12 protein-coding genes are annotated in these 20,134 nt (G+C 47.9%); 3 read left to right on the plus strand and 9 right to left on the minus strand.

The window, feature by feature from the left end; all coding sequences use genetic code 11:
• Positions 1-301: 301 nt before the first annotated feature.
• The 9 genes from QUA99_RS14395 to ebsA all read right to left on the minus strand — a co-directional run bounded on the left by QUA99_RS14395 (position 302) and on the right by ebsA (position 15,743).
• A complete protein-coding gene (locus QUA99_RS14395; RefSeq protein ID WP_333237716.1) occupies positions 302-1,672 on the minus strand; it encodes a diguanylate cyclase domain-containing protein in 1,371 nt (456 codons plus the stop codon).
• Positions 1,662-4,124, minus strand: coding sequence for an MASE1 domain-containing protein (locus QUA99_RS14400; protein ID WP_333237718.1), 2,463 nt, complete (start codon positions 4,122-4,124; stop codon positions 1,662-1,664). Before QUA99_RS14400 ends, QUA99_RS14395 begins: the two co-directional genes overlap by 11 nt.
• A gap of 39 nt (positions 4,125-4,163) precedes the next feature.
• Complete coding sequence (locus tag QUA99_RS14405; RefSeq protein ID WP_333237721.1) at positions 4,164-4,337, minus strand: hypothetical protein; 174 nt, start codon at positions 4,335-4,337, stop codon at positions 4,164-4,166.
• A gap of 180 nt (positions 4,338-4,517) precedes the next feature.
• Entirely contained in the window at positions 4,518-5,009 is a 492-nt protein-coding gene (locus QUA99_RS14410; protein ID WP_333237723.1) for a YajQ family cyclic di-GMP-binding protein, read from the minus strand.
• Between the two features lie 115 nt (positions 5,010-5,124).
• A complete protein-coding gene (locus QUA99_RS14415) occupies positions 5,125-5,541 on the minus strand; it encodes an MAPEG family protein (RefSeq protein ID WP_333237820.1) in 417 nt (138 codons plus the stop codon).
• A 15-nt stretch (positions 5,542-5,556) separates the two neighbouring features.
• Positions 5,557-6,060, minus strand: a complete 504-nt coding sequence (locus tag QUA99_RS14420) for a hypothetical protein (protein WP_039887610.1) — start codon at positions 6,058-6,060, stop codon at positions 5,557-5,559.
• A 301-nt stretch (positions 6,061-6,361) separates the two neighbouring features.
• Complete coding sequence (locus tag QUA99_RS14425; RefSeq protein WP_333237725.1) at positions 6,362-7,459, minus strand: phosphotransacetylase family protein; 1,098 nt, start codon at positions 7,457-7,459, stop codon at positions 6,362-6,364.
• A 921-nt stretch (positions 7,460-8,380) separates the two neighbouring features.
• Positions 8,381-14,383: a DUF4347 domain-containing protein gene (locus QUA99_RS14430; RefSeq protein WP_333343345.1), complete on the minus strand. Its 6,003-nt coding sequence runs from the start codon at positions 14,381-14,383 to the stop codon at positions 8,381-8,383.
• Positions 14,384-15,368: 985 nt separating this feature from the next.
• Entirely contained in the window at positions 15,369-15,743 is a 375-nt protein-coding gene (gene ebsA / locus QUA99_RS14435; RefSeq protein ID WP_333237730.1) for a type IV pilus biogenesis protein EbsA, read from the minus strand.
• A gap of 246 nt (positions 15,744-15,989) precedes the next feature.
• On the opposite strand from ebsA, the gene QUA99_RS14440 reads away from it, so the two are divergent.
• The 3 genes from QUA99_RS14440 (at position 15,990) to QUA99_RS14450 (ending at position 20,057) form a co-directional block, all read left to right on the plus strand.
• Entirely contained in the window at positions 15,990-17,507 is a 1,518-nt protein-coding gene (locus QUA99_RS14440) for a glycosyltransferase family 2 protein (protein ID WP_333237732.1), read from the plus strand.
• Between the two features lie 340 nt (positions 17,508-17,847).
• Positions 17,848-19,077, plus strand: coding sequence for a succinate--CoA ligase subunit beta (locus tag QUA99_RS14445; protein ID WP_333237734.1), 1,230 nt, complete (start codon positions 17,848-17,850; stop codon positions 19,075-19,077).
• An 83-nt stretch (positions 19,078-19,160) separates the two neighbouring features.
• Positions 19,161-20,057 carry a CoA-binding protein gene (locus QUA99_RS14450; RefSeq protein ID WP_333237736.1) on the plus strand — a complete coding sequence of 299 codons (897 nt, stop codon included), beginning with the start codon at positions 19,161-19,163 and terminating at the stop codon, positions 20,055-20,057.
• The last annotated feature ends 77 nt before the right edge of the window (positions 20,058-20,134 follow it).

Below are 20,134 nucleotides of genomic sequence, written 5' to 3' on the forward strand. Positions count from 1 at the left end.
ATTTACACTCTTAATCTGTAACGCCAGCTACAGCTTATACTAATTATGAAAAATCTTGCTAAATATCAATTAAAGACGAGCATCTGTAGGGAAACGGCATTGCCGTGTCCGGCGGGGGGTTGTGCAAATCAAAGATAATTTGTATAAGATTGGTAATTGTAGCAAGAATATTTCCAATTGGTATTACTTATCAAAAATTTGACGATCTGACTATCAACAAAAAACCAGGATGAATTACAACTGGCGAAAAGTCTTGCCTAACGGTATAATTCCCTCTTCTTCAAAAAAACGCCCCGATTTTTCAACAATTTGTACTCCAGCGATCGCGCCCCTGTTGTTTAGCATCGTACAAAGCTTTGTCTGCATAGGCTATCAGTGTATCTGGTTGAACTTCCAAGGTGGGTATGAGTGAGGCAATACCCAAACTGACTGTGACAATCTCCTTCACGTCAGACTCTGCATGGGGAATCGCCAGATCGTGAATTCCTTGCTGAATGTTTTGTACCACCTTAATCCCTCCTTTTAAATCCGTATTCGCCAGAAGTACCACAAATTCTTCTCCACCGTAACGCGCTGCTAAATCGGTGGGACGACGGACTACTTTTTGTAATGTTTGCCCTATTCTAATTAAGCAATCATCCCCAGCCAGATGACCGTAGTAGTCGTTATAGGATTTGAATTTATCAACGTCAAATAAAATTAGAGAAAGTGGCTGCTTTTCTGGCGCTAGGCGTTGCCATTCACTTTGAAGGCGATTGTTGAAACAGCGACGGTTAGCCACCTGAGTCAAACCATCTAGATTTGCCAGTTCTTTTAATTTTTGATTGGCATCTTGGAGAGCCAATTCTATTTGTTTGCGGGCGGTAATATCACGGATAGTAACGGAAAAACCATCTCCTAGCTTGACTGCTACGAAGTGAAACCAGCAAGATTTTCCTGATTCATAGTAAAAATCCTGTTCTAAAGATTCCCCCGTCTCGACAATATTAACGAAGCAATTAAATAGTTTTGGATCAATATTACTCAAAAACTTTTTTAGTACCAATTTGCCAATCATCTCTTCATGCCTACTGTTAAAAGCTCTAGAAATCTGGGGGTTGACGACTAAACACCGAAAATCCTCAATCTCGCCTGTTGCGGTGTTACGAACAGCCTGCATTGCCGCAATACCATCAAGGGAACTATTCAAAACACTAGCCAGTAAAGCCCTCGATTGATAAAGTATCTCTTCTGCTTCCCGGCGCTTAATATTTTCTTGTTCCAGAAGCTGTTGCTGGCGTTGAATGGTTAACTGATTTTCCAGACGCGCCACTACTTCTTCGATTTGAAATGGTTTGGTGATGTAGTCTATAGCCCCTGAATCAAAGGCGGTTACTTTGTCGAAGACATCATCTAAAGCACTAATAAAAATCACTGGAATGTGGCTAAAATCTGCATCCGCTTTGAGAGTTCTACAGACTTGATAACCATCCATTTCAGGCATCTTAACATCTAAAAGTATCACATCTGGTCGCTTTACCTTCACCGTTTTTAGTGCCATCCGCCCGCTGGTAACGCTGCGAACAGTGTAGCCGAGTTTGAGGAGCGCATCGCTTAGTAATTGTAGATTTTCTGGCAGGTCATCTACTAATAGAATGTTACCTTTATTTTCGATTTGAGAATTAAGATTCATTGCCACTCCGAGGTTCTACTAAATCAAGAATCTGCTCAAACTTAAATTGACTGGCAAGTTTGGTAAGGGATTTTATCAAACGAGTTTCTGTTTTGGGAATTTCTCCTACGACTTGTAACACGAGGTTAGTATTTGCCTCAAGTGCAGCTTCGTATAATTGAGTAATCCATTCTTGAGTCATACAGGTTAAATCTTCCGATGTCAAGGGACGTGTTTCTGTATCATCCAAGACAGGAGATCTTGTTTCTGCATAGATATATTTGACTCCCAAATGCTTAGCTAGTGAGTCAAAAATAGTGTGTTCAACGAAGGGTTTGCGAACAAAGTCATCACATCCAGCCGAAAGCACGATCGCCTTTTCTTCTTCCAACACACTCGCCGTTAACGCGATTACAGCCGTAGCATTGCCTTTGGTGGTAGATTTGATGTATTTTGTCGCTTCGTAGCCATCCATAACTGGCATCCTCATATCCATCCAGATTAGGTGCGGTTCCCATTCATCCCAAATGGCGATCGCCTCTTGTCCGTTACTAGCTTCTTTCACCTCAAATCCCAAGGGACTCAACAACTTAATTAGTAATTGTCGATTAATAGATTTATCATCGACTGTGAGAATTTTGTAGCTAAGTTGACCGGGCACCAGTCCCAGCACTCTTGAATATTCTCCTGTACTCTTGCTGTTTGTTTCTTGGCCCAATTTGGTCTGAATATACAATTGGAAACTTGTACCTTTTCCTAATTCGCTTTCTACGGAAATATCCCCACCCATCAATTGCACAAATTTCCGGCTAATTGCTAAACCTAAACCCGTTCCTTCCTGCAGATCTTTTCCAGCTTGAGCTTGACTAAAGGCATCAAATAGTTTTGGCAGTTCTGCTGCTGCAATACCCACCCCAGTATCGCGAATACGGAAATGCAAATTAAAAACATCTGTGGTTTCTTGCTCTCCCAGAAAGACATTCAAAGTGATTTGACCCTCGGAAGTAAATTTGATGGCATTGCTGAGTAAATTAATTAAAACCTGACGCAGTTTTACTTGATCGGTACAGATATAGCGCGGCACATTTTCTGTTCGCTGGAATACCAAATTCAATCCGGCATTATTAGCCCGCAGATGCAACATATCTTCTAAATCATTCAGCAAGATATGTAGGTCAAAGTCTGTAGGATTCAGGGTGGTTTTACCTGCTTCAATTTTCGATAAATCGAGTACATTATTAATTAGCGTTAAGAGATAATCACCGCTGCGATAGATAATTCCGGCATTCTCGTATTGTTCAGGGGGCATATTTGTGGCGCGTACCATCAATTGCGAAAAGCCGAGAATAGCATTGAGGGGCGATCGCAATTCGTGGCTCATATTGGCAATAAAGGTACTTTTGGCTTGATTAGCGGTTTCTGCTTTCACTGCCAACTCTCGGGAAATCTTCTCACTTTCCTGCAAAGCCATAGTACGCTGAATCACTCTTTCTTCTAATTCTGCATTAGCTTGTTGTAATTTTAAAGCCGCTTGACGATTTTCCGAAACAATCGCAGATGTCACCATCGTCGTAATGGAAAGTACCCCCACAAATAAAAGTAGTAACAAAAGGGAATTACTAGCCAACGCGGCCTTATAAAAAATACCAATTTGATAAGCCGTAGTGATAAAAGCCATACTACAAATAGCGGTGACTAAAATAGTAGTAACTTTTTGACTAAAACGAAAAACAGACCATAACAGAGGGGGTAAAAGTAAATATTCTACAGGTTGACTCTCAAATAAGGCAAATTTAATGACTATTCCCAAAAGAATAGCAATAATCATAAATTCTCCACTAAGCCAAGACTGCGGGGCATAAAACTTCTGTTTTTTTAAACAACAAATTAACAAGAAAGGGGTAAAAAGTAAGATACCTATACTATCACCAATCCACCAACCCGTGAAAGTTTTTAGAAAGTCAGACTGGGGGACAATTTTCTGATAAATGAATTCACAAGTCCCGATCAAAGCGTTGGGTAAACTAACTCCCAAAAAACTAACGGCGATAAAAATTACTACATGATTGACTTCATTAAAAGGAAATTTTGTGCGAGTTAACCGTCGAATCACAAATACTGCCAATAAATTCCAAATCGTTACACTAATAGTATTTAAAACAATATTCCACCATAAAGTTGGAGATATCGACCAAGTCATGATTAAGGTCGCAATAAATTGACCCATAAAGATACCTAACCAACGAGAATAACCCCACCCCAATAAAGTAGCGAACATCCATCCTGTTCCGGGCCAAACGGGTGAAATATATGGTGGAATAATCGTAATACTGGACATTTTATGATTCGGGAGCAACCAACAAATCAAAGGATAAACAATAGAAATAATCAGAACTTGAAGCCACCAGTGGGGATTTTTTATTTCTAAGCCAAGACCATTTAAGAGGTTAAATAATTGTTTTTTTGCGGTCATTTTTCAGGTCTCAACTTGCTTTACAAAAACTGTCAAATATCAATTATGAACCATTAAAGGTTCAATTAAATCTAGAATTTGCTCAAATTGAAATTGACGTGCTAATTTAGTCAGGCTTTTGATTAAAAATAGTTCTGTTTCAGGAATTTCCTGAATTACTTTGATCGCTTTTTCTGTGTTTGCTTCTAACACAGCTTCAGATAAGCCGATCATCCATTCATGAGGCCTTAAGTAGGTCGGCGCTGTAAAACAAGTTGATTTGGTGCAAATATCTAGTCAGCATCAGCTTGCAACAAAGCAAGATTTGTGAATCCCAGCAAGTGCAAGGTAAGTTCAATCGCACTCAAAGAGGCGATCGCACAACTGGGAATCCCATACTTAGCTTGCAAAAATTTACCTGTAATTTGTAAACTGCAAAGCCACCGGATAATCTTCTTGCTTCAAGCGTTGAATCACCAACTGCAAATCATCTTTATCTTTAGCAGAAACCCGCACGGCATCGCCTTGAATCGAACCTTGAATTTTTTTGAATTCATCGCGGATTAACTTAGTAATCTGTTTCGCGATTTCTTGAGTGAGCCCTTTTTTAAGTTTAATTTCTTGACGCACGCGACTGCCGCTAGCCGGTTCAACTTTGCCGTAATCAAAAATTTTCAAAGATAAATTCCGCTTGGCGGCTTTAGTTTGCAAAACAGTGTGAATTGCATCAAGAGTAAATTCGCTGTCCGTATTGACAGTAATTGATTCTGCACCCAATTCCACGGTAGTTTTGGTATCTTTCAAGTCGTAGCGGCTTTGAATTTCCCGCACAGTTTGGTCAACAGCGTTAACTAATTCTTGCCGGTCGAACTCGCTGACAACATCAAATGAATAACTAGCAGCCATAAATTAGTAATTGGTAATTGGTAATTGGTAATTGGTAATTGTAATTAGTCATTAATTAAGCGTCTCTTAACTAATGACTAATGACTCATGACTATTGATTACTGACTAATAATAATTAGCCATTAACAGCCATTAAACTGAAATAGAATAAAGTAGCTGTGCAAGAAGAACTAATCGCAAACATGAGCGATCGCCCCAGCGGCACATTCAGAATATAGAAAACCGAAAACAACAACCGGGCGATCGTAAAAGCGATCGCAGCCCAGCCCGCCGCCTCTGAATCTACCCCCGTCACAAAAGCCATCAAAGCCGCCGCTGAAAACAGCATAAACGTCTCAAACGAATTTTGGTGAGCCCAAGTTGCCCGCTGAGCGTAAGCAGGCAACCTATCAAACATAGCGCGGGGGGCTGCTTGGTCGTAGCCTAGCTGCAAGCGAGCGAACGCAACCACCAAAAACGGTGCGTAAACCAGCGCAGCAGCAGCAGCAATACAATCAAGCAGAATAACCGACACAGGCAATCCCAACAGCATCATCCGCCTCGCATTTCAATCAAAATAGAACAGAGTAACCACCTTGCGCTGTTCCTCCGCATCCTGGCAAGTTTTCAGTAAAGTGTGGCTTTCGTGAAAAGCAAAACAGATAAGTTGCTGGCAGCGAGAAATAATCTCCTGATTGCACATGGCGCTTGCTTCCGGGAGAGACAAACTGTCATTTTTGGGATTTTCTACCAAATGTATCACTTGTTCGAGCTGGTCGCGAGACTCCCGGGGCTGGCGGCTCATGCTTTGCGGCAAAATCACCGTCAGCAGATTAGGATCTGCTCGCATTGCCCCCCGAATTGCGGCTGAATTGGTGCCTGTAGCGCCAGAAGTGATGAGCTGATTGCCTCCCAGAACTATGGCGTAGCTCAGCATCTCAATTAGCTGCTGGTGGGTAATAGGAACGTGGCGAGAACCCAAAAGAGCAATCCGCTTGGAGCTGGTTTGCTGGATCGCCGCAAGTTCTTGTAAAAAATCATCTACTCTGGGTAGCTCAATTGATTGACTCAAAGAATTTATTAAATTAAATAAAACTACGTTGTGGATTTTAGCAGACTCGCTAGCAATTGCCACCAAAAAGAAGTTAAGAATTGCTGATTTACGAGATCTCACTAGAGGATGAGGAGATTGGAGGAAGCCAGAAGGCAGAATGTCTGAAAGCATTCGGCCGCCGGAGCTGAAGGTATAATTCAAAAAAAATTGAGAATTTAAGAATTGTGGCTTTTTATTTATTTAAACAAAAATTTTTCTCTGCCGAATACCTTCTTTCTTCAGATCCGGGTGCCGAATACCTTCAGCTCCGGGTGCCTTCTTAATGGACTCGATCGCCCCAGCCCAACGATGCCATCATGCCCTCAAGGTCAAAGTGTTCTGCCATTAGCTGAGTAACGCATTCCACCTTGATTGGTTCGTGCAGGCGCACGTTGCCAAAGGTGCTGTCGATAATTTCCACCGTGGCTAAGGTATCCAAATCCACAGACAAAACTGGAATTTCCATTTCTTCTGCCCTGCCGATCACCAGGGGAGAAGGAGGCAAGTGGCCTGTCAGAATTAAGCACTGAGTCGAGCTCTCCAGAGCCGCTAGCTGAATGTCCGTGCGATCGCCCCCCGTCACCACCGCCATATTTCTCGCTTTGCGGAAATACTTCAGAGCCGAACTAACATTCATCGCGCCAATTGTCAAAGTTTCCACCATCAAGTCCAAACGGTCTCGACGGCAGAGCACGTCCGCTTTCAACTGGTGCACCAATTCTTTGACGCTGACACTGCGCAGCAAAGCGCTTCTCGGCAGCATTCCCAAAACAGGAATACCCGCAGCCTCCAGAAAAGGCCGCACAGTCGCCGTTACTGATTCGAGTTTGTCCGAGGGAACGTCGTTGAGCACGACGCCCAGCAACCGCGAACCCAAGCGCCGCTTAGCCGACAGCAAATCATCTACATACAGATCGATCGGGCGCGCTACCAGCAGCACAGAGGCATCAACTGCCTCAGCGACTTGAGGCAAAGACAAATCGAACAGACTGCCTTCCTCCAAATTAGCTGGGCCTTCTAACAGCACCAAGTCTCCGGTGGGGACTTGCAAATATTGCGCCAGAGACAGGCGGTAATCTGTCTTGTCTTCTCCCCGCAAACGCTTGTGAACCGTCTCTTCGTCCAAAGACAACAGGGTTGACGGTACCTGGCTTTCAGAAAGCTTGAGCGTCTCTACTGCGAACCGCACGTCTTCCTCCCCGGCCCCAACTCCCTCGGAGCTGAAACAGGTTCCCAGAGGTTTCCCGTAGGCTACGGCGAGTCCTTTTGCCCGGAGTCCGAGTGCCATCCCCAGGGCGATCGCGGACTTGCCACTATAAGCTTTGGTGGAACCGATCAGCAAATATTTAGTCAATTTGGGTACGCCTTCACTCCTCAATTTGCACCTGTCTATTTCAATAAATTTAGTTTATTCAACACTATTTCTGCAGTGCGACTCAATTGCGCAATACAATTATACTCGATTTTGTCGCTTTTGCCCATATCGTTTTTTTGATTGCAGCTTTTCTTCACCTGATTTAAACCCTTTTTTTCGCTTTTTTTTGCACATTTGATTATTATGACAACTGTTTTATATATTGTTTTAAATTATTTTTGTCAATCAAGTTTAATCAAATTTAATTACTTATATAGGAATTTTTAATATTTTTGTCACTACAATTGCAGGAATTAGACATTGCTATCGAGCCATTTTAGACAACAACACAGAATAAAAGCGAAATTTTATCCCTGCCAAAGCCTTCCCGGAATTTACGGAATTTTTATATTAATTAAATACAGGTACACAGTAGGAAAAAAGCACGGTTTTTGTCCCAAGCAATTTTGCAGATAATTGAAAAGGGATAGGTATTATTAATTATTAATTATAAGTGCGCTCGCCCGCGTAAAAACTGATACAGCGTATTCCCGGTTTGTGAAGTGTAGGGACACGGGGCGCCGTGCCGTGTCCCTACGCAGAGCTCACTATAGGCGGGTGTACTTCATAAATGTGGAATCTGCTGTATCTGGCACTGCGAGCAATAAGCTTACGAATTACGCACGATTGTTGAGAAACCGGGTTTTTTTTTACTAAAAGACTCGCTGTAGACCCTAGATTCGGTAAAAAACCCGGTTTCTGGAGCCCCATGCGTCCAGGACTGAAGCTGTATAAGAGGGGGCTGCTAGGTCGTGCCTAAACACATAAATTGTCTTAGGGTGGGGTGGCATTTCGATCGCCCAAAGGCTGATTGCGATGCCATCCCGATCGGAGTTCAAGGGCTGTAGATTGAGTTTCGTTGGGCGGATCTACAGCGCTTTCCTCTCAGGTACCGAGTCGCAAAATTTGAACGAAATCGGACGGCGCGATCGCACTCGCTGGCACCCCATTCAAAACTGCCAAGAGTTCCCCAGAGTTAGCAATTCTGATGAATGTGGTGGGACTGGCGTCTCCCCCCTCTGTGCCTTGGCTAATGCTCAGTTGAGTGAAGGTCAAACCGCCCGCTAAACTCAGCAAATCCTCCCCTTTTCTAAAGTCTAAAACTAGATCGCTTCCTTGGCCTGATGTCAAGACAAAGAAGTCGCGCCCGCTGCCGCCGATCAAAGTATCGCTGCCTTCATCGCCAATCAACACGTCGTCGCCAGCACCGCCGACCAAACTGTCACTGTCTTTGCCGCCCAAAATCGTATCGTTGCCACCATCACCGTTGATAGTATCGCTGCCTTCATTGCCAAACAGCAGGTCATTGCCAGCACCGCCGCACACTTGGTCAAGACCAGCAGCAACGCCGACAGGCAGGGGGCTGCCAATATCACCAAACACCGTGTCATCCCCGTCGCCGCCACAGAGAGTGTCATTGCCTTGGTCGCCCAACAGCGAGTCGCTGCCCGAGTCGCCTACAACTACATCGTTGCCCTTGCCGCCGCGCGCAGTATCGTTCCCCTCACCGCCAGAAAGGGTATCAGAGGCATCCTGACCGCAGAGGAAGTCATTGCCCTTGACACCCAATAACAAGTCGTTCCCGGCGCTATCGCGGTCAGATTCGCTGTTAGTGCCACCGTAGAGGCTGTCATTTCCCTCCTCGCCCACAAGGGTGTCAGAACCGCGTCCGCCCCAGATCAGGTCGTTATCTTTGCCACCGAAAGCAGCGTCGTTGCCCTGACCGCCGAACATGGTGTCGTAGCCTGCTTGACCGTTGAGGTAGTCGTCGCCCGGTCCGCCCAACAGCAAGTCGCGATCGACCTGTGGCCCAACAGGAATGTTGCTGATCAATCCGCCAAATAGGTTGTCGTTGCCTGCCAAACCGACAAGCAGGTCGTCTCCGCCCAAACCGTTGATGCCGTCGCCACCGCTGCCGCCAGTGAGGATGTCGTTTGTATCGACACCAACCAGGTTGTTTTGAACAAGATTGAAACCCTGAAGAGGACTGATGTCCGGTAAGGTAATTTGCGCGCAAATGCAATCTGGATCTTCAGGTTGCTGCGGGGTTGGAACGGGAGTTGCTTCCTGGATTGGGGTTGGCGCTGGAGTTGGTGCCGGTGTCGGCGCTGGAGTTGGTGCCGATGTCGGCGCTGAAGTTGATGCCGGTGTCGGCGTCGGCGGCACGATAATGGTGGGCGAAAAATTGATGGCTGGTGCAGGTGTCGGCGCTGGTGTCGGCGTCGGCGGCACGATAATGGTGGGCGAAAAGTTGATGACTGGTGTCGGCGTCGGCGGCACGATAATGGTGGGCGAAAAGTTGATGACTGGTGTCGGCGTCGGCGGGGCGATGTCGTTGTCCGCTATGGTGACGCTAACGGGCGCGATCGCAACTGGCAAGTATTCGGCAGCGCTGTCGGGGGCGACACTGGAAAAAATCAACCCGGTGTGAGTTCCTTCCACAACAGTGTCGTCGCTAGCTTTCACGCTGACAGTTTGCGCCGCATTCCAGTTAGCTTCCGTGAAAGTAATGGGTGCGATCGCATCTATTTGACTGCCCGCGGCGAAGTTGACCGTAACTGGCGCTGTCGGCGCTTTGGTGAGGACAATGCTGTAGCTGCCTGCTGCACCGCCTTCTGCGGCATTGGTACTGTTAGGAGTGACGGAGATACCGGGGGAATCGTTGTCGAGAATCAAGACATCGACTTTGGGGATGCCGAGATTGTTGTAAGCCAGATCGGCACTGCTAGCGCTGGGAGTGATGATGCTAAGCTGCGTTCCTTCAACGGCGGAGTCGTCCACTGCTTTGACAGTGGCAGTTTGAGGAACGTTCCAGTTAGCCGGAGTGAAGGTGAAGGAGGCGATCGCTTCTATTTCAATGTCTGTGGCGAAGCTAACTTTAACGTCACTTGAAGGCTGGCTGTTGAGGGCTATTTGATAAGTATCGGTTGCACCGCCTTCGGCGATAATCGTGTTGTCTCCTGTTTGGGTAACAGTCACGCCAGCAGCAGTAGTAGTTGTGTCGTTGTCGGCGATGGTGACGCTGACGGGCGCGATCGCCACGGGCAAGTATTCGGCAGCGCTGCCTGTTGCGACGCTGTGGTTAATTGTGCCGCTGTGAGATCCTTCCACAACAGTATCGTCAGTGGCTGTCACCGTTACTGTTTGCGGCACATTCCAGTTAGCTTCCGTGAAAGTAATGGGTGCGATCGCATCTATTTGACTGCCCGCGGCGAAGTTGACCGTAACGTTAGCAGTCGGCGCTTTGGTAAGGACAATGCTGTAGCTGCCTGCTGCACCGCCTTCTGCGGAATTGGTACTCGTGGGAGTGACGGAGATACCGGGGGAATCGTTGTCGAGAATCAAGACATCGACTTTGGGGATGCCGATATTGTTGTAAGCCAGATCGGTGCTGCTAGCGCTGGGAGTGATGATGCTAAGCTGCGTTCCTTCAACGGCGGAGTCGTCCACTGCTTTGACAGTGGCAGTTTGAGGAACGTTCCAGTTAGCCGAAGTGAACGTGAAGGAGGCGATCGCTTCTATTTCACTGTCTGTGGCGAAGCCGACGGTAACGTCGCTTGAAGGCTGGGAAGTTAATACCGCGCTGTAACTGCCATTGACACCGCCTTCTGCTGCAGAAGTATTTGTAGGAGAAATTTTTACCCCTGCGGTCGAGGTAGCTGTATCGTTATCGGTGATGCTGACTGTTACTGGTGCGATCGCCACTGGCAAGTATTCGGCAGCGCTGCCTGCTGCCACGCTGTGATCGATCGTGCCGCTGTGAGATCCTTCTACAACCGTGTCGTCGGTTGCTGTCACCGTTACAGTTTGCGGTGCATTCCAGTTAACCGGAGTGAAAACGATCGGCGCGATCGCATTTATTTGACTGCCCGCAGCGAAATTGACGGTAACGTTAGCAGTCGGTTTAGTGTTGAGGGAGACTTTGTAACTGCCTGTCGCGCCGCCTTCTGCTGCATTGGTGCTTGCAGGTGCGATCGTGACGCTGGGCGTACTGGGATTAGCGACATCGTTATCGGTGATGCTGACTGTTACCGGCGCGATCGCAACTGGCAGATATTCCGCCGCACTGCCGGCGGCAATGCTGTGGTTAATCGTGCCTGCGTGCAGCCCTTCGACTAAACTGTCGTCGGTAGCTTTCACCGTGACTGTCTGCGGTAGGTTCCAGTTATCTGAGGTGAAAGTAAATGTGGAAATCGACTGGATTTGAAGGCCCGTATTGAAATTGACCTTAACAGGCGCAGTCGGTTTGCTAGTCAGCGCTACCTTGTAACTGCCTGTAGCGCCGCCTTCGGTAGCCGTCGTGCTGCCAGGAGTAATTGTGACTCCGGCGGTATCGTTGTCAGTAATTTGGGCAATAACTGAGGCAGTACCAATCAGGTTGTATTTCGCGTCTGTACTGGTGACTTTGTGGGCGATCGTACTGGAGTGCGCGCCTTGAGCTGCACCATCGTCCACGGCTTGCACATTCACCAGTTGAGGCACGTTCCAGTTGTTAGGGGTGAAGTTTAGGGCGATCGGATTTCCGCCTCCAGCCCCCACGTCGCTTTGGGTGTCTGGGGAGGCGGTGACAGTAACATCGGCTGCTGGCTGGCTGGTCAATACCGCCGTATAGTTATCCGTAGCCCCACCTTCGCCGATTTTGGTGCTGCCACCAGTTTCGGTAATTTTTACGCTCGGCGTGTCGTTGTCGGTAATTGGCAAAGTAAGATTGGCAACAGCAGTGCCGTCCAGCGTCACGGGTACAGCGCCGTCGTAGTTAGCGTCGGCACTGGTGACACTGCCGGTAATGATGCTGCTGTGAGGGCCTTCGGCTAAGGTATCGTCCGCTGCTCGGACAGTGATAGTTTGAGGGACGTTCCAGTTGCTGGGAGTAAAGTTGAAGCTGACGGGGTTTCCAGCGCCCGTCCCCAAGTCTGTCTGGGTGTCGGGTTTAAGAGTGAAGATTACCAGTTCGGTGGGCTGGCTTCTGAGCGCTACTCTGTAAGTATTAGGGCTGCCGCCTTCTGCCAGACCGGGGTTTGGAGGGACTGAGGTGACAACAATGCCTCTGGTATCATTGTCGGCGATCGTCAGGCTGGCTATATCTGGGGAGCCGAGAATGTAGTTTGTGCTCGGAGCGATGGTGAATATGACATTTTCATTGGGGTCAAAAATATTGTCATCAATAGGAGTAATCGTCAGATCGACGCTTGTCTGCCCATCGGGAATAATCACTGTGCCGCTAGTTGGAGTGAAGTTGGTATTAGTACCCGTTGCAGTATAGTCGGTGGTGAAGGTGGCAGACCCCGCTACATTGAAATTGACAGAGAGCTGTCCGTTGCTGTTGGCGACGCGGGTGATTCTAAAGGTGCCTGGAATCGAACCAGCTTCAGCCGGACTGCCCAGTGGGGAAATGCTGAGGACGGGGAGATTTAATTCATTTGGCGGTAGCGTCCCAAATATGGTGGTTGTGGCGTAGCTAGTAGACTGATTACCTTCAAGCGAAAATCTATTTCGCAGGGCAAGGGTCAGGTCGTAGGGGCCTGTGCCAACTGGGAGAGGGTCGACAAATTGATCTGTATCCAGGTCGTCGCCGTATACTGTGTCGTCTAGCGCACCGCCGACGGTAATTTTGTCCTGCAAGAGGGAGTATCGGTCGATTTCGTAACGACCCGGTAAGGCAGTTGACCCCCCTATACCGGTAATCCCCACAAAGGTCGCTGGTAGTGCAGGATCGTCTCCGCTGTCAGTTTCAAAGAGAATTTCCTCCGTACCTGAAACACGACGACCGCCAGTGTCTGCAATAGAGCCATCAAATTGCAAGTCGCCATCAACATAGCGCATTAACTCAAAGTCTACTCTTGTATTTCCAGGGTTTGTAATCCTGTAGGTTTGAGTTAAAAGACTCCCTTTTCTTAGCCCATTTACTACTAGGTCTGTGACCGTCTGAGTCAGTACAAAATTAAGACCACCAAAATTGAAGGTGCTTGTAGCAGTGGTTGCGGTTGAATTTGGGTTAAAGACTGGATTGAGTCCGCCTGTATTGCCGATGGAGCCGGTAGTCAGAAAAGTATATCCTCCTGTACCGCCCACCCTCATGGCTACCCCAGACTGAAAAGTGGTGCTCGCCGGTCCTGAGGGACCGAGGGGGTCATAATTCGCAGGTGAAGCACCTCCAGTGCCACCAACAGCGGAGCCAAAAGACCCAAAGGCATCTACTCCGACTGTAAGGCCTCCATCTCCTGATGCTGTATTCAAGTCAACTAAGGTAAATGCATAATTTTTCAGTGTCTCGGCTTGAATTGGCAGATTTATTTCAATTTGGCCTGTGGTTGCCTGAAGCTGCCAATCTCCTCCTAAATCTGCACTCCCTGTCAGGGTTGTAGAAGCTGCGATTTTTGCTTTTGTAAGGTGGCTTATTTGCTCCACGAATGTTTGACCGCGGCCTGCTGCAACACTGCAACCGTAAAGCAGAATCTCTGCTTTTGCACTCAACGATGCCCCCCATTTTTGCAGTTGGCTGGCGTAGGAGTTGAGAGTATCTAAGCTCAATTGAGCTGTGCCTAATTGCAAGCTGCCGGGACTGCCGTGGCAGAGGACGTGAAGTGCAGATACCTCCTGACAACCGGCGAGATACTCGCTAATCAGGGCAATACCGTCTTGGTTCGAGTCGATGATAACTGTTGTGATTCCGGGTTTGACTCCGGCAACTAAGCTTTGGTAATCTGCAACGGCTGTGTCTATAAAAACAATCTCTGAAATTTCTGTGCCCAAAGTGCCGACCGCCTGCTGAGAATCCGCAGGTTTTGCACTACCAGCAGCGACAGTTGCTGCGTCTTCAAGGGTAAATTGGATCGGGCGATCGCTAATTAAAGAATATGTAGAGAGTTCGTGGGTGAGCGGAGTCATAATACACCTCGGGTAAAAATTGGTAGGTTTTCATTTGTAGCTACAAAATCTTATATGTAGCGTTCTCTGTGTTATGCACTTACTCAAAATTATCTAGGAGTAATTACAATAACTGATATTGGGCGTTTTTATACTTAAGTGTTTGCTAAATAGTGGCTAGAAGGAATTGCTATAATTTAATTCGGCTTTGGGCCACTTACTTGCAAAATTTGAGCATGACAGTGCGACCGCCAAAATGGCAGTTGAAAAATTGTCTCCGAGCACCCCGAACAAAAAAAATCAGGACTTATATTAAATCCATTCGATCGCAAGATTACTTAAAATTCTTGCTGATGACAGGTGGGATTATTTAATCTATTTTCGTAGAAATTAACTCATCCTAATTTAGTTCTTATCCTCACATATTTCCGTAATATTGCTGAGTATTTTTACAAAAATTAATACATGAAAAAAGTTCGGAGTTTGGTGGGGGAAATGTGTCTTGCCTCACATCTTGCACCAATGTCTGAAATAGGCTTTTGGGCTTGTCCCACAACAAAGTACAGTAGTTTTCAATTGGATTAAATACAGGTAGGGACTCAGGCTTTTCCTGATTACTTACGCGAAATGTGTATCACGCTCAACTGAAAACTGCGGTAGATTTACTTTAGCAATGCAGATAAGTGCTGACACCCAAAGGGATTATTGAGAATGCTCCAACAACTCACTTACTCTTTCCGCTTCTCAAATAGGACTGGCGCACCAATCATGTAATTTCGCCGTGGTGGCATTACACTATTGGTGCGCCAGTTATAGCGCCCGTCAATCGATTTTAGATTTTAGATTTTAGATTAAAGAATTGAAGAAAGCGACCCCACTGATAAATCCGGGGGCTGGCGATCGGGATTCGGAACTTTTTTCTCGATCCGCGAATGAATCCGGGGGCTCCGGACTAAATTGCTCGATCGTCAATTGCCGACTTTCCGGAGTGCGGGTGCGCTGAAAGTTAATCATCCATGCGCATCAGCTTCCGGTAAAACGATTTAGAAAAATCGACGCTACGAGTCCGCTGAAAAGTCAGGAGTACCTCAATTAAGCAACTGACAAACTCAGAGCTTTGCATGGTCACTTCGTAGCTAAGTTCAGCATTGCCGTCAAACAAAACCCGACAGCGGGTCAAATCGATCGGCAAGGACGATATATTCCAACTAGCGACAAACGGCACGTTCTCCCCGCCGTCAATTTTTCTTGACCCCTCCAAGCTTTTGAGCTTGTAGAGGCCGATAGCGTGCGGCAAAAACTTGCGCCGGGGCTCTTGACAGAAAGGCGCATAGACTTTCACTTCTTTCTCGTCGGCTGGCTTCAGTTGAGGAATAGACATATTTATACCTCAGACAATTACTACTAGCAGATACTTGAGATCCTCTGAAAAAACTAACAGATATTCGTGGTCGATCGCAAGCAAAAGTCATCCCAAATACTCTATCCAATGCCCGTTTACCCTGTTCGGACAAGCAGCGAACCCGCTGCTTGTCCTCCGGTCTGCTTTCGACAAAACGCCAGAAACTGGTACAGTAAATACTTATCTCTAAAATCAAAAACTATTGGTGGTTGAATCAAGTAACCTATGCAGGAGACTTCTTGGTCAGAAAACGACGCTCGCAGCGAGCTTAACTTGGACATCTCTGATTTAGCTCAAGAAGAGCTCAAGAGTTTGACCTCGAACTCGAAGCTCGGCAAAGTATTTGCCATACCAGACATGGGCGACAGGGTGTTTGACGCGGAAACAAAAGCTCATCTCCCGGTTGCGGTGTCGGTGCCGGGAACTCCCTCTTTTCCTCAAAATCTGTACCGGGGACGCCGCAGAAAAGCCGCCGCAGTACTGGCTGCGATTTGGGCCGGCACGATCGCCCTGCACTTGATTTCTTGGGGCGCGTGGGTAGTGTGGGGGCTGACGGGACTGCTGTGGATGCAAGCATTTCGAGTTTTGTTTGCTTCGCCCAAGCCCGCACTGCCGCCTCTTGCCGACGAAAGTCGAGAGGATTGGCCCTACGTGTCGCTGCTAGTGGCGGCGAAAAATGAGGAAGCGGTGATTGCCCGATTCGTAGAATCCATCTGCAATGTAGACTATCCGATCGACCGCTACGAAGTTTGGGCGATCGACGATCACAGCACCGACGGCACCCCGGTAGTATTGGAACAGCTCACCAAAAAGTACCCCCAGCTCAAAGTATTTCGCAGAGGAGCAAATGCCAGCGGCGGCAAGTCGGGAGCCCTGAATCAAGTGTTGCCACTGACTCGCGGGGAATTTGTGGGAATATTTGACGCCGACGCGACAGTAACGCCGGATTTGCTGCGCCTGGTGCTGCCGGTGTTCGATGGAGAAAAGGTAGGGGCTGTGCAAGTCAGAAAAGCCATCGCCAATGCTTCGGTAAATTTTTGGACTCGCGGCCAAGAAGCAGAAATGGCTCTCGACAGTTTTTTCCAACAGCAGCGGATTGCGATCGGCGGCATTGGAGAATTGCGCGGTAACGGCCAATTCATGCGTCGCACCGCCTTGGAAAGCTGCGGCGGCTGGAACGAGGAAACGATTACCGACGACCTGGATTTGACGGTGAGGCTGCACCTCGAGCAATGGGACATTGAATTTCTCGCTTTCCCAGCCGTGTCAGAAGAAGGAGTCACTAACGCTCGCGCCCTGTGGCACCAGCGCAATCGCTGGGCAGAAGGCGGCTATCAGCGTTATCTTGACTACTGGCGGCTAATTTTGCCGGGCCGCATGGGAACTTGGAAAACCTGGGATTTATTTGGATTTTGGGTATCTCAATATTTCTTGCCCACAGTAGCGCTACCCGACTTTGTGATGTCAATTGCGCTGCGCCGGATGCCGATCGCCAGTCCCCTAACTGTGATGACCCTTACTTTGTCAGTGGTGGGAATGTTTGTCGGTTTGCGCCGCACTCGCAAAGAGACCAAATTTGACGTTAAAAGAGTTTTTGCCACCTTGCGGCAAACGCTGCGGGGTACTGTGTATATGTTCCACTGGCTGTTGGTAGGGACTGTAACGGCTCGGATTGCGGTGCGGCCCAAGCGGCTCAAATGGGTTAAAACCGTCCATCAAGGCGCTGCTAGTAGCATCAAGTAAACGATTAGCAGAAATATCTCGGCACAGTATTGCCCAAAGTCCGAAGATTTTCGGACAAAAAAAACACCAACGCTCGCCAAATATGTCCCCACCACAGCCTAATAGTAAAATTTGGCAATTCTCAGAAAAAAACACTTTGAAACTGTTTAGGTAATTAATAGGTAATCGGCGAGGGGTAATAGCGAATAAGTAATCGGCAATACAAAAGTCTAAAATTAAAAGATAAAAGCGAAAATTTTTAACTTTTAACTTGACAAAAAACCAATTACTATCTATTAATTATGAATTGCCAATTAGGACGAATTGCTTGTTGCCAACTACCCGTCACCCGTAATTGATAATGGATTTGTTAGAGTACCAAGCTAAATCTTTATTTCGCCAGATGGCAATTCCGATTTTGCCGTCGCAGCGGATTGACAATCCCGCCGACCTCAAAGGACTGAAAATTCCCTACCCAGTTGTACTCAAATCGCAAGTGCGGGCTGGGGGAAGGGGCCGGGCGGGCGGTATCAAGTTTGTGGAAAATACGATCGATGCAGTAGCTGCAGCCCAAACAATTTTTAATTTGCCGATCGAGGATGAATATCCCCAAGTCCTGCTGGCAGAAGCAAAGTACAACGCCGACCAAGAATTGTACTTAGCGGTACTCCTAGACCCCGTAGCGCGACGCCCGGTTCTTCTGGGTTCGAGCCAAGGAGGTATGGATGTCGAAGGGTCGATCGAGCAAATGCAGCAAGTTGCCGTAGACCAGGAATTTTCCCCATTCTACGCCAGGCGTCTCACGCTGAAAATGGGATTGCAGGGAGACTTGATTCAATCCGTGAGCACCATTGTCGAGAAAATGTACCGGCTGTTTGTCGAAAAAGATTTAGATTTAGTAGAAATCAATCCTCTCGGCATCAGTCCAACGGGAGAGGTAATGGCTTTAGACGGTAAAGTCACCGCCAACGACGAGGCCTTGGGGCGACATCCAGATTTGGCAGCACTCTCGGAGAATAGGCTCTTGGGCGGGCTGGCACGGGAAAGGAGAAGTCCCCAGGTCCCTGGCGATCGCCCCCATTCCTACTCGAAGGCTCAGCAATCGCCCGAGTTTGACCCCAAATCTAAATCCCCAACCTCGAATTCCGAATCCCTGCAATTAACCGAACTAGACGGGAATATCGGAATTTTGTGCAACGGAGTTGGCCTGACAATGGCAACTCTGGATGCTGTAACCCACCAAGGAGGAAAACCAGCTAATTTTGTGAATATTGGTTCCCTAGACCGCTACTATGCAGCAAATGCCCTGCGCGATCGCGCGGATTTGGGTCTGGAGTTAGTCGCTCAGGATAAAAGCGTTAAGGTGATACTTATAAATATTTTGGGCAGCGCCTCCAAGACGGAGGAAATAATCGCCGCAGTAGCCGGCTATTTGGAACGGAAAGCTCGCGCTAACCGCCACATCCAAGTTGTGCTGCGGCTGGTAGAGATCGATGCTGATGCTGTTAAAAAGCGTTTGGGACAGTTGCCGGTGCAGCTAGCTAGCACTTTGGATGAGGCCGCGGCCGCTTCTGTATCCTCCGTCAAGTAGCGGCAGTCGATCGGCAAAAAACAAGATTTTTGTACAGATGAAGGCCTTCTGCTTTTTACAGATCGAGTGTCAAGTGGGAACAAATGAATTTAACTCCTGAAAGCAAAGTCCTAGTACAGGGCATTACAGAATCTCCCGCGTCAACCCGCGCCGCCCTGATGATGAAAGCATACGGCACGAATGTAGTCGCCGGTGTCAGTCCCGGTCGGGGGGGGCTGGAAATGGAGGGAATTCCGATTTTTGATTTGGTAGAACAAGCAGTGGCGGCAGTGGGTCACGTTGACACTGCGGTAATTTTTGTAGACGCTTACTCGGTGCTGGATGCGGCTCTAGAAGCGATCGCGGGAGGAATTCGGCAAATCGCGATCGTCACTGGGGGAGTGCCTCCTCTGGATATGGTGCGCTTAGTCAGAAAAGCAGAGGCTACTGAAACTTTGGTAATCGGACCTAACAGTCCGGGGATAATTGTGCCCGACAAACTGCTGCTGGGAACTCACCCCAAGGAATTTTACACTCCCGGCCCGGTGGGGGTGATCAGCCGCAGCAGCACTTTGACTTACGAAGTGGCCCTAGAACTGACTGAGGCAGGGTTGGGACAGTCGATGGCGGTTTGTATTGGCTGCGACGCGATTGTCGGTTCTTCTTTTATGCAGTGGCTGCAAATTTTGGACGAAGACGACAGTACCGAAGCGATGGTTTTGGTGGGGGAAGTTGAGGGCTGGAGCGAACAAGCTGCTGCTTCTTACATCGCCTCGGCGATCGACAAACCCGTGGTTGCTTATCTGGCCGGTCGCTACGCTCCCAAGGGGCCGTCTTTGGGCCACGCCGGCATCCTGATCAGTTCTCGCGCTGCTGCGCAGAAAGCCTTTGGAGTTACGCCCCCAAACAAAATGGCGGCTTTTGAAGAGGCGGGCATACCTGTGGCGGCTCGGCCTTCGGAGGTTCCAAAGTTGCTCAAAAAATTGCTCAAGAAAAATTGATTGCTTCGGGAGTCATAACCCTCGTGGCGGTTGGGATAGGGGTAGGGCGGGGGCGGGTTTGGTCTCAAAATTGCCTG

The organism is Microcoleus sp. F10-B2, from assembly GCF_036704965.1.
Taxonomy (GTDB): Bacteria; Cyanobacteriota; Cyanobacteriia; order Cyanobacteriales; family Microcoleaceae; genus Microcoleus.

Bases quoted from the DNA above. Each gene is read 5' to 3' on its own strand.
- QUA99_RS14445 (WP_333237734.1), top strand. From the start codon at position 17,848: ATGGATTTGTTAGAGTACCAAGCTAAATCTTTATTTCGCCAGATGGCA.
- QUA99_RS14430 (WP_333343345.1), bottom strand. From the start codon at position 14,383: ATGACTCCGCTCACCCACGAACTCTCTACATATTCTTTAATTAGCGAT.
- QUA99_RS14400 (WP_333237718.1), bottom strand. From the start codon at position 4,124: ATGACCGCAAAAAAACAATTATTTAACCTCTTAAATGGTCTTGGCTTA.
- ebsA (WP_333237730.1), bottom strand. From the start codon at position 15,743: ATGTCTATTCCTCAACTGAAGCCAGCCGACGAGAAAGAAGTGAAAGTC.
- QUA99_RS14450 (WP_333237736.1), top strand. From the start codon at position 19,161: ATGAATTTAACTCCTGAAAGCAAAGTCCTAGTACAGGGCATTACAGAA.
- QUA99_RS14410 (WP_333237723.1), bottom strand. From the start codon at position 5,009: ATGGCTGCTAGTTATTCATTTGATGTTGTCAGCGAGTTCGACCGGCAA.
- QUA99_RS14395 (WP_333237716.1), bottom strand. From the start codon at position 1,672: ATGAATCTTAATTCTCAAATCGAAAATAAAGGTAACATTCTATTAGTA.
- QUA99_RS14415 (WP_333237820.1), bottom strand. From the start codon at position 5,541: ATGCTGTTGGGATTGCCTGTGTCGGTTATTCTGCTTGATTGTATTGCT.
- QUA99_RS14405 (WP_333237721.1), bottom strand. From the start codon at position 4,337: ATGATCGGCTTATCTGAAGCTGTGTTAGAAGCAAACACAGAAAAAGCG.
- QUA99_RS14440 (WP_333237732.1), top strand. From the start codon at position 15,990: ATGCAGGAGACTTCTTGGTCAGAAAACGACGCTCGCAGCGAGCTTAAC.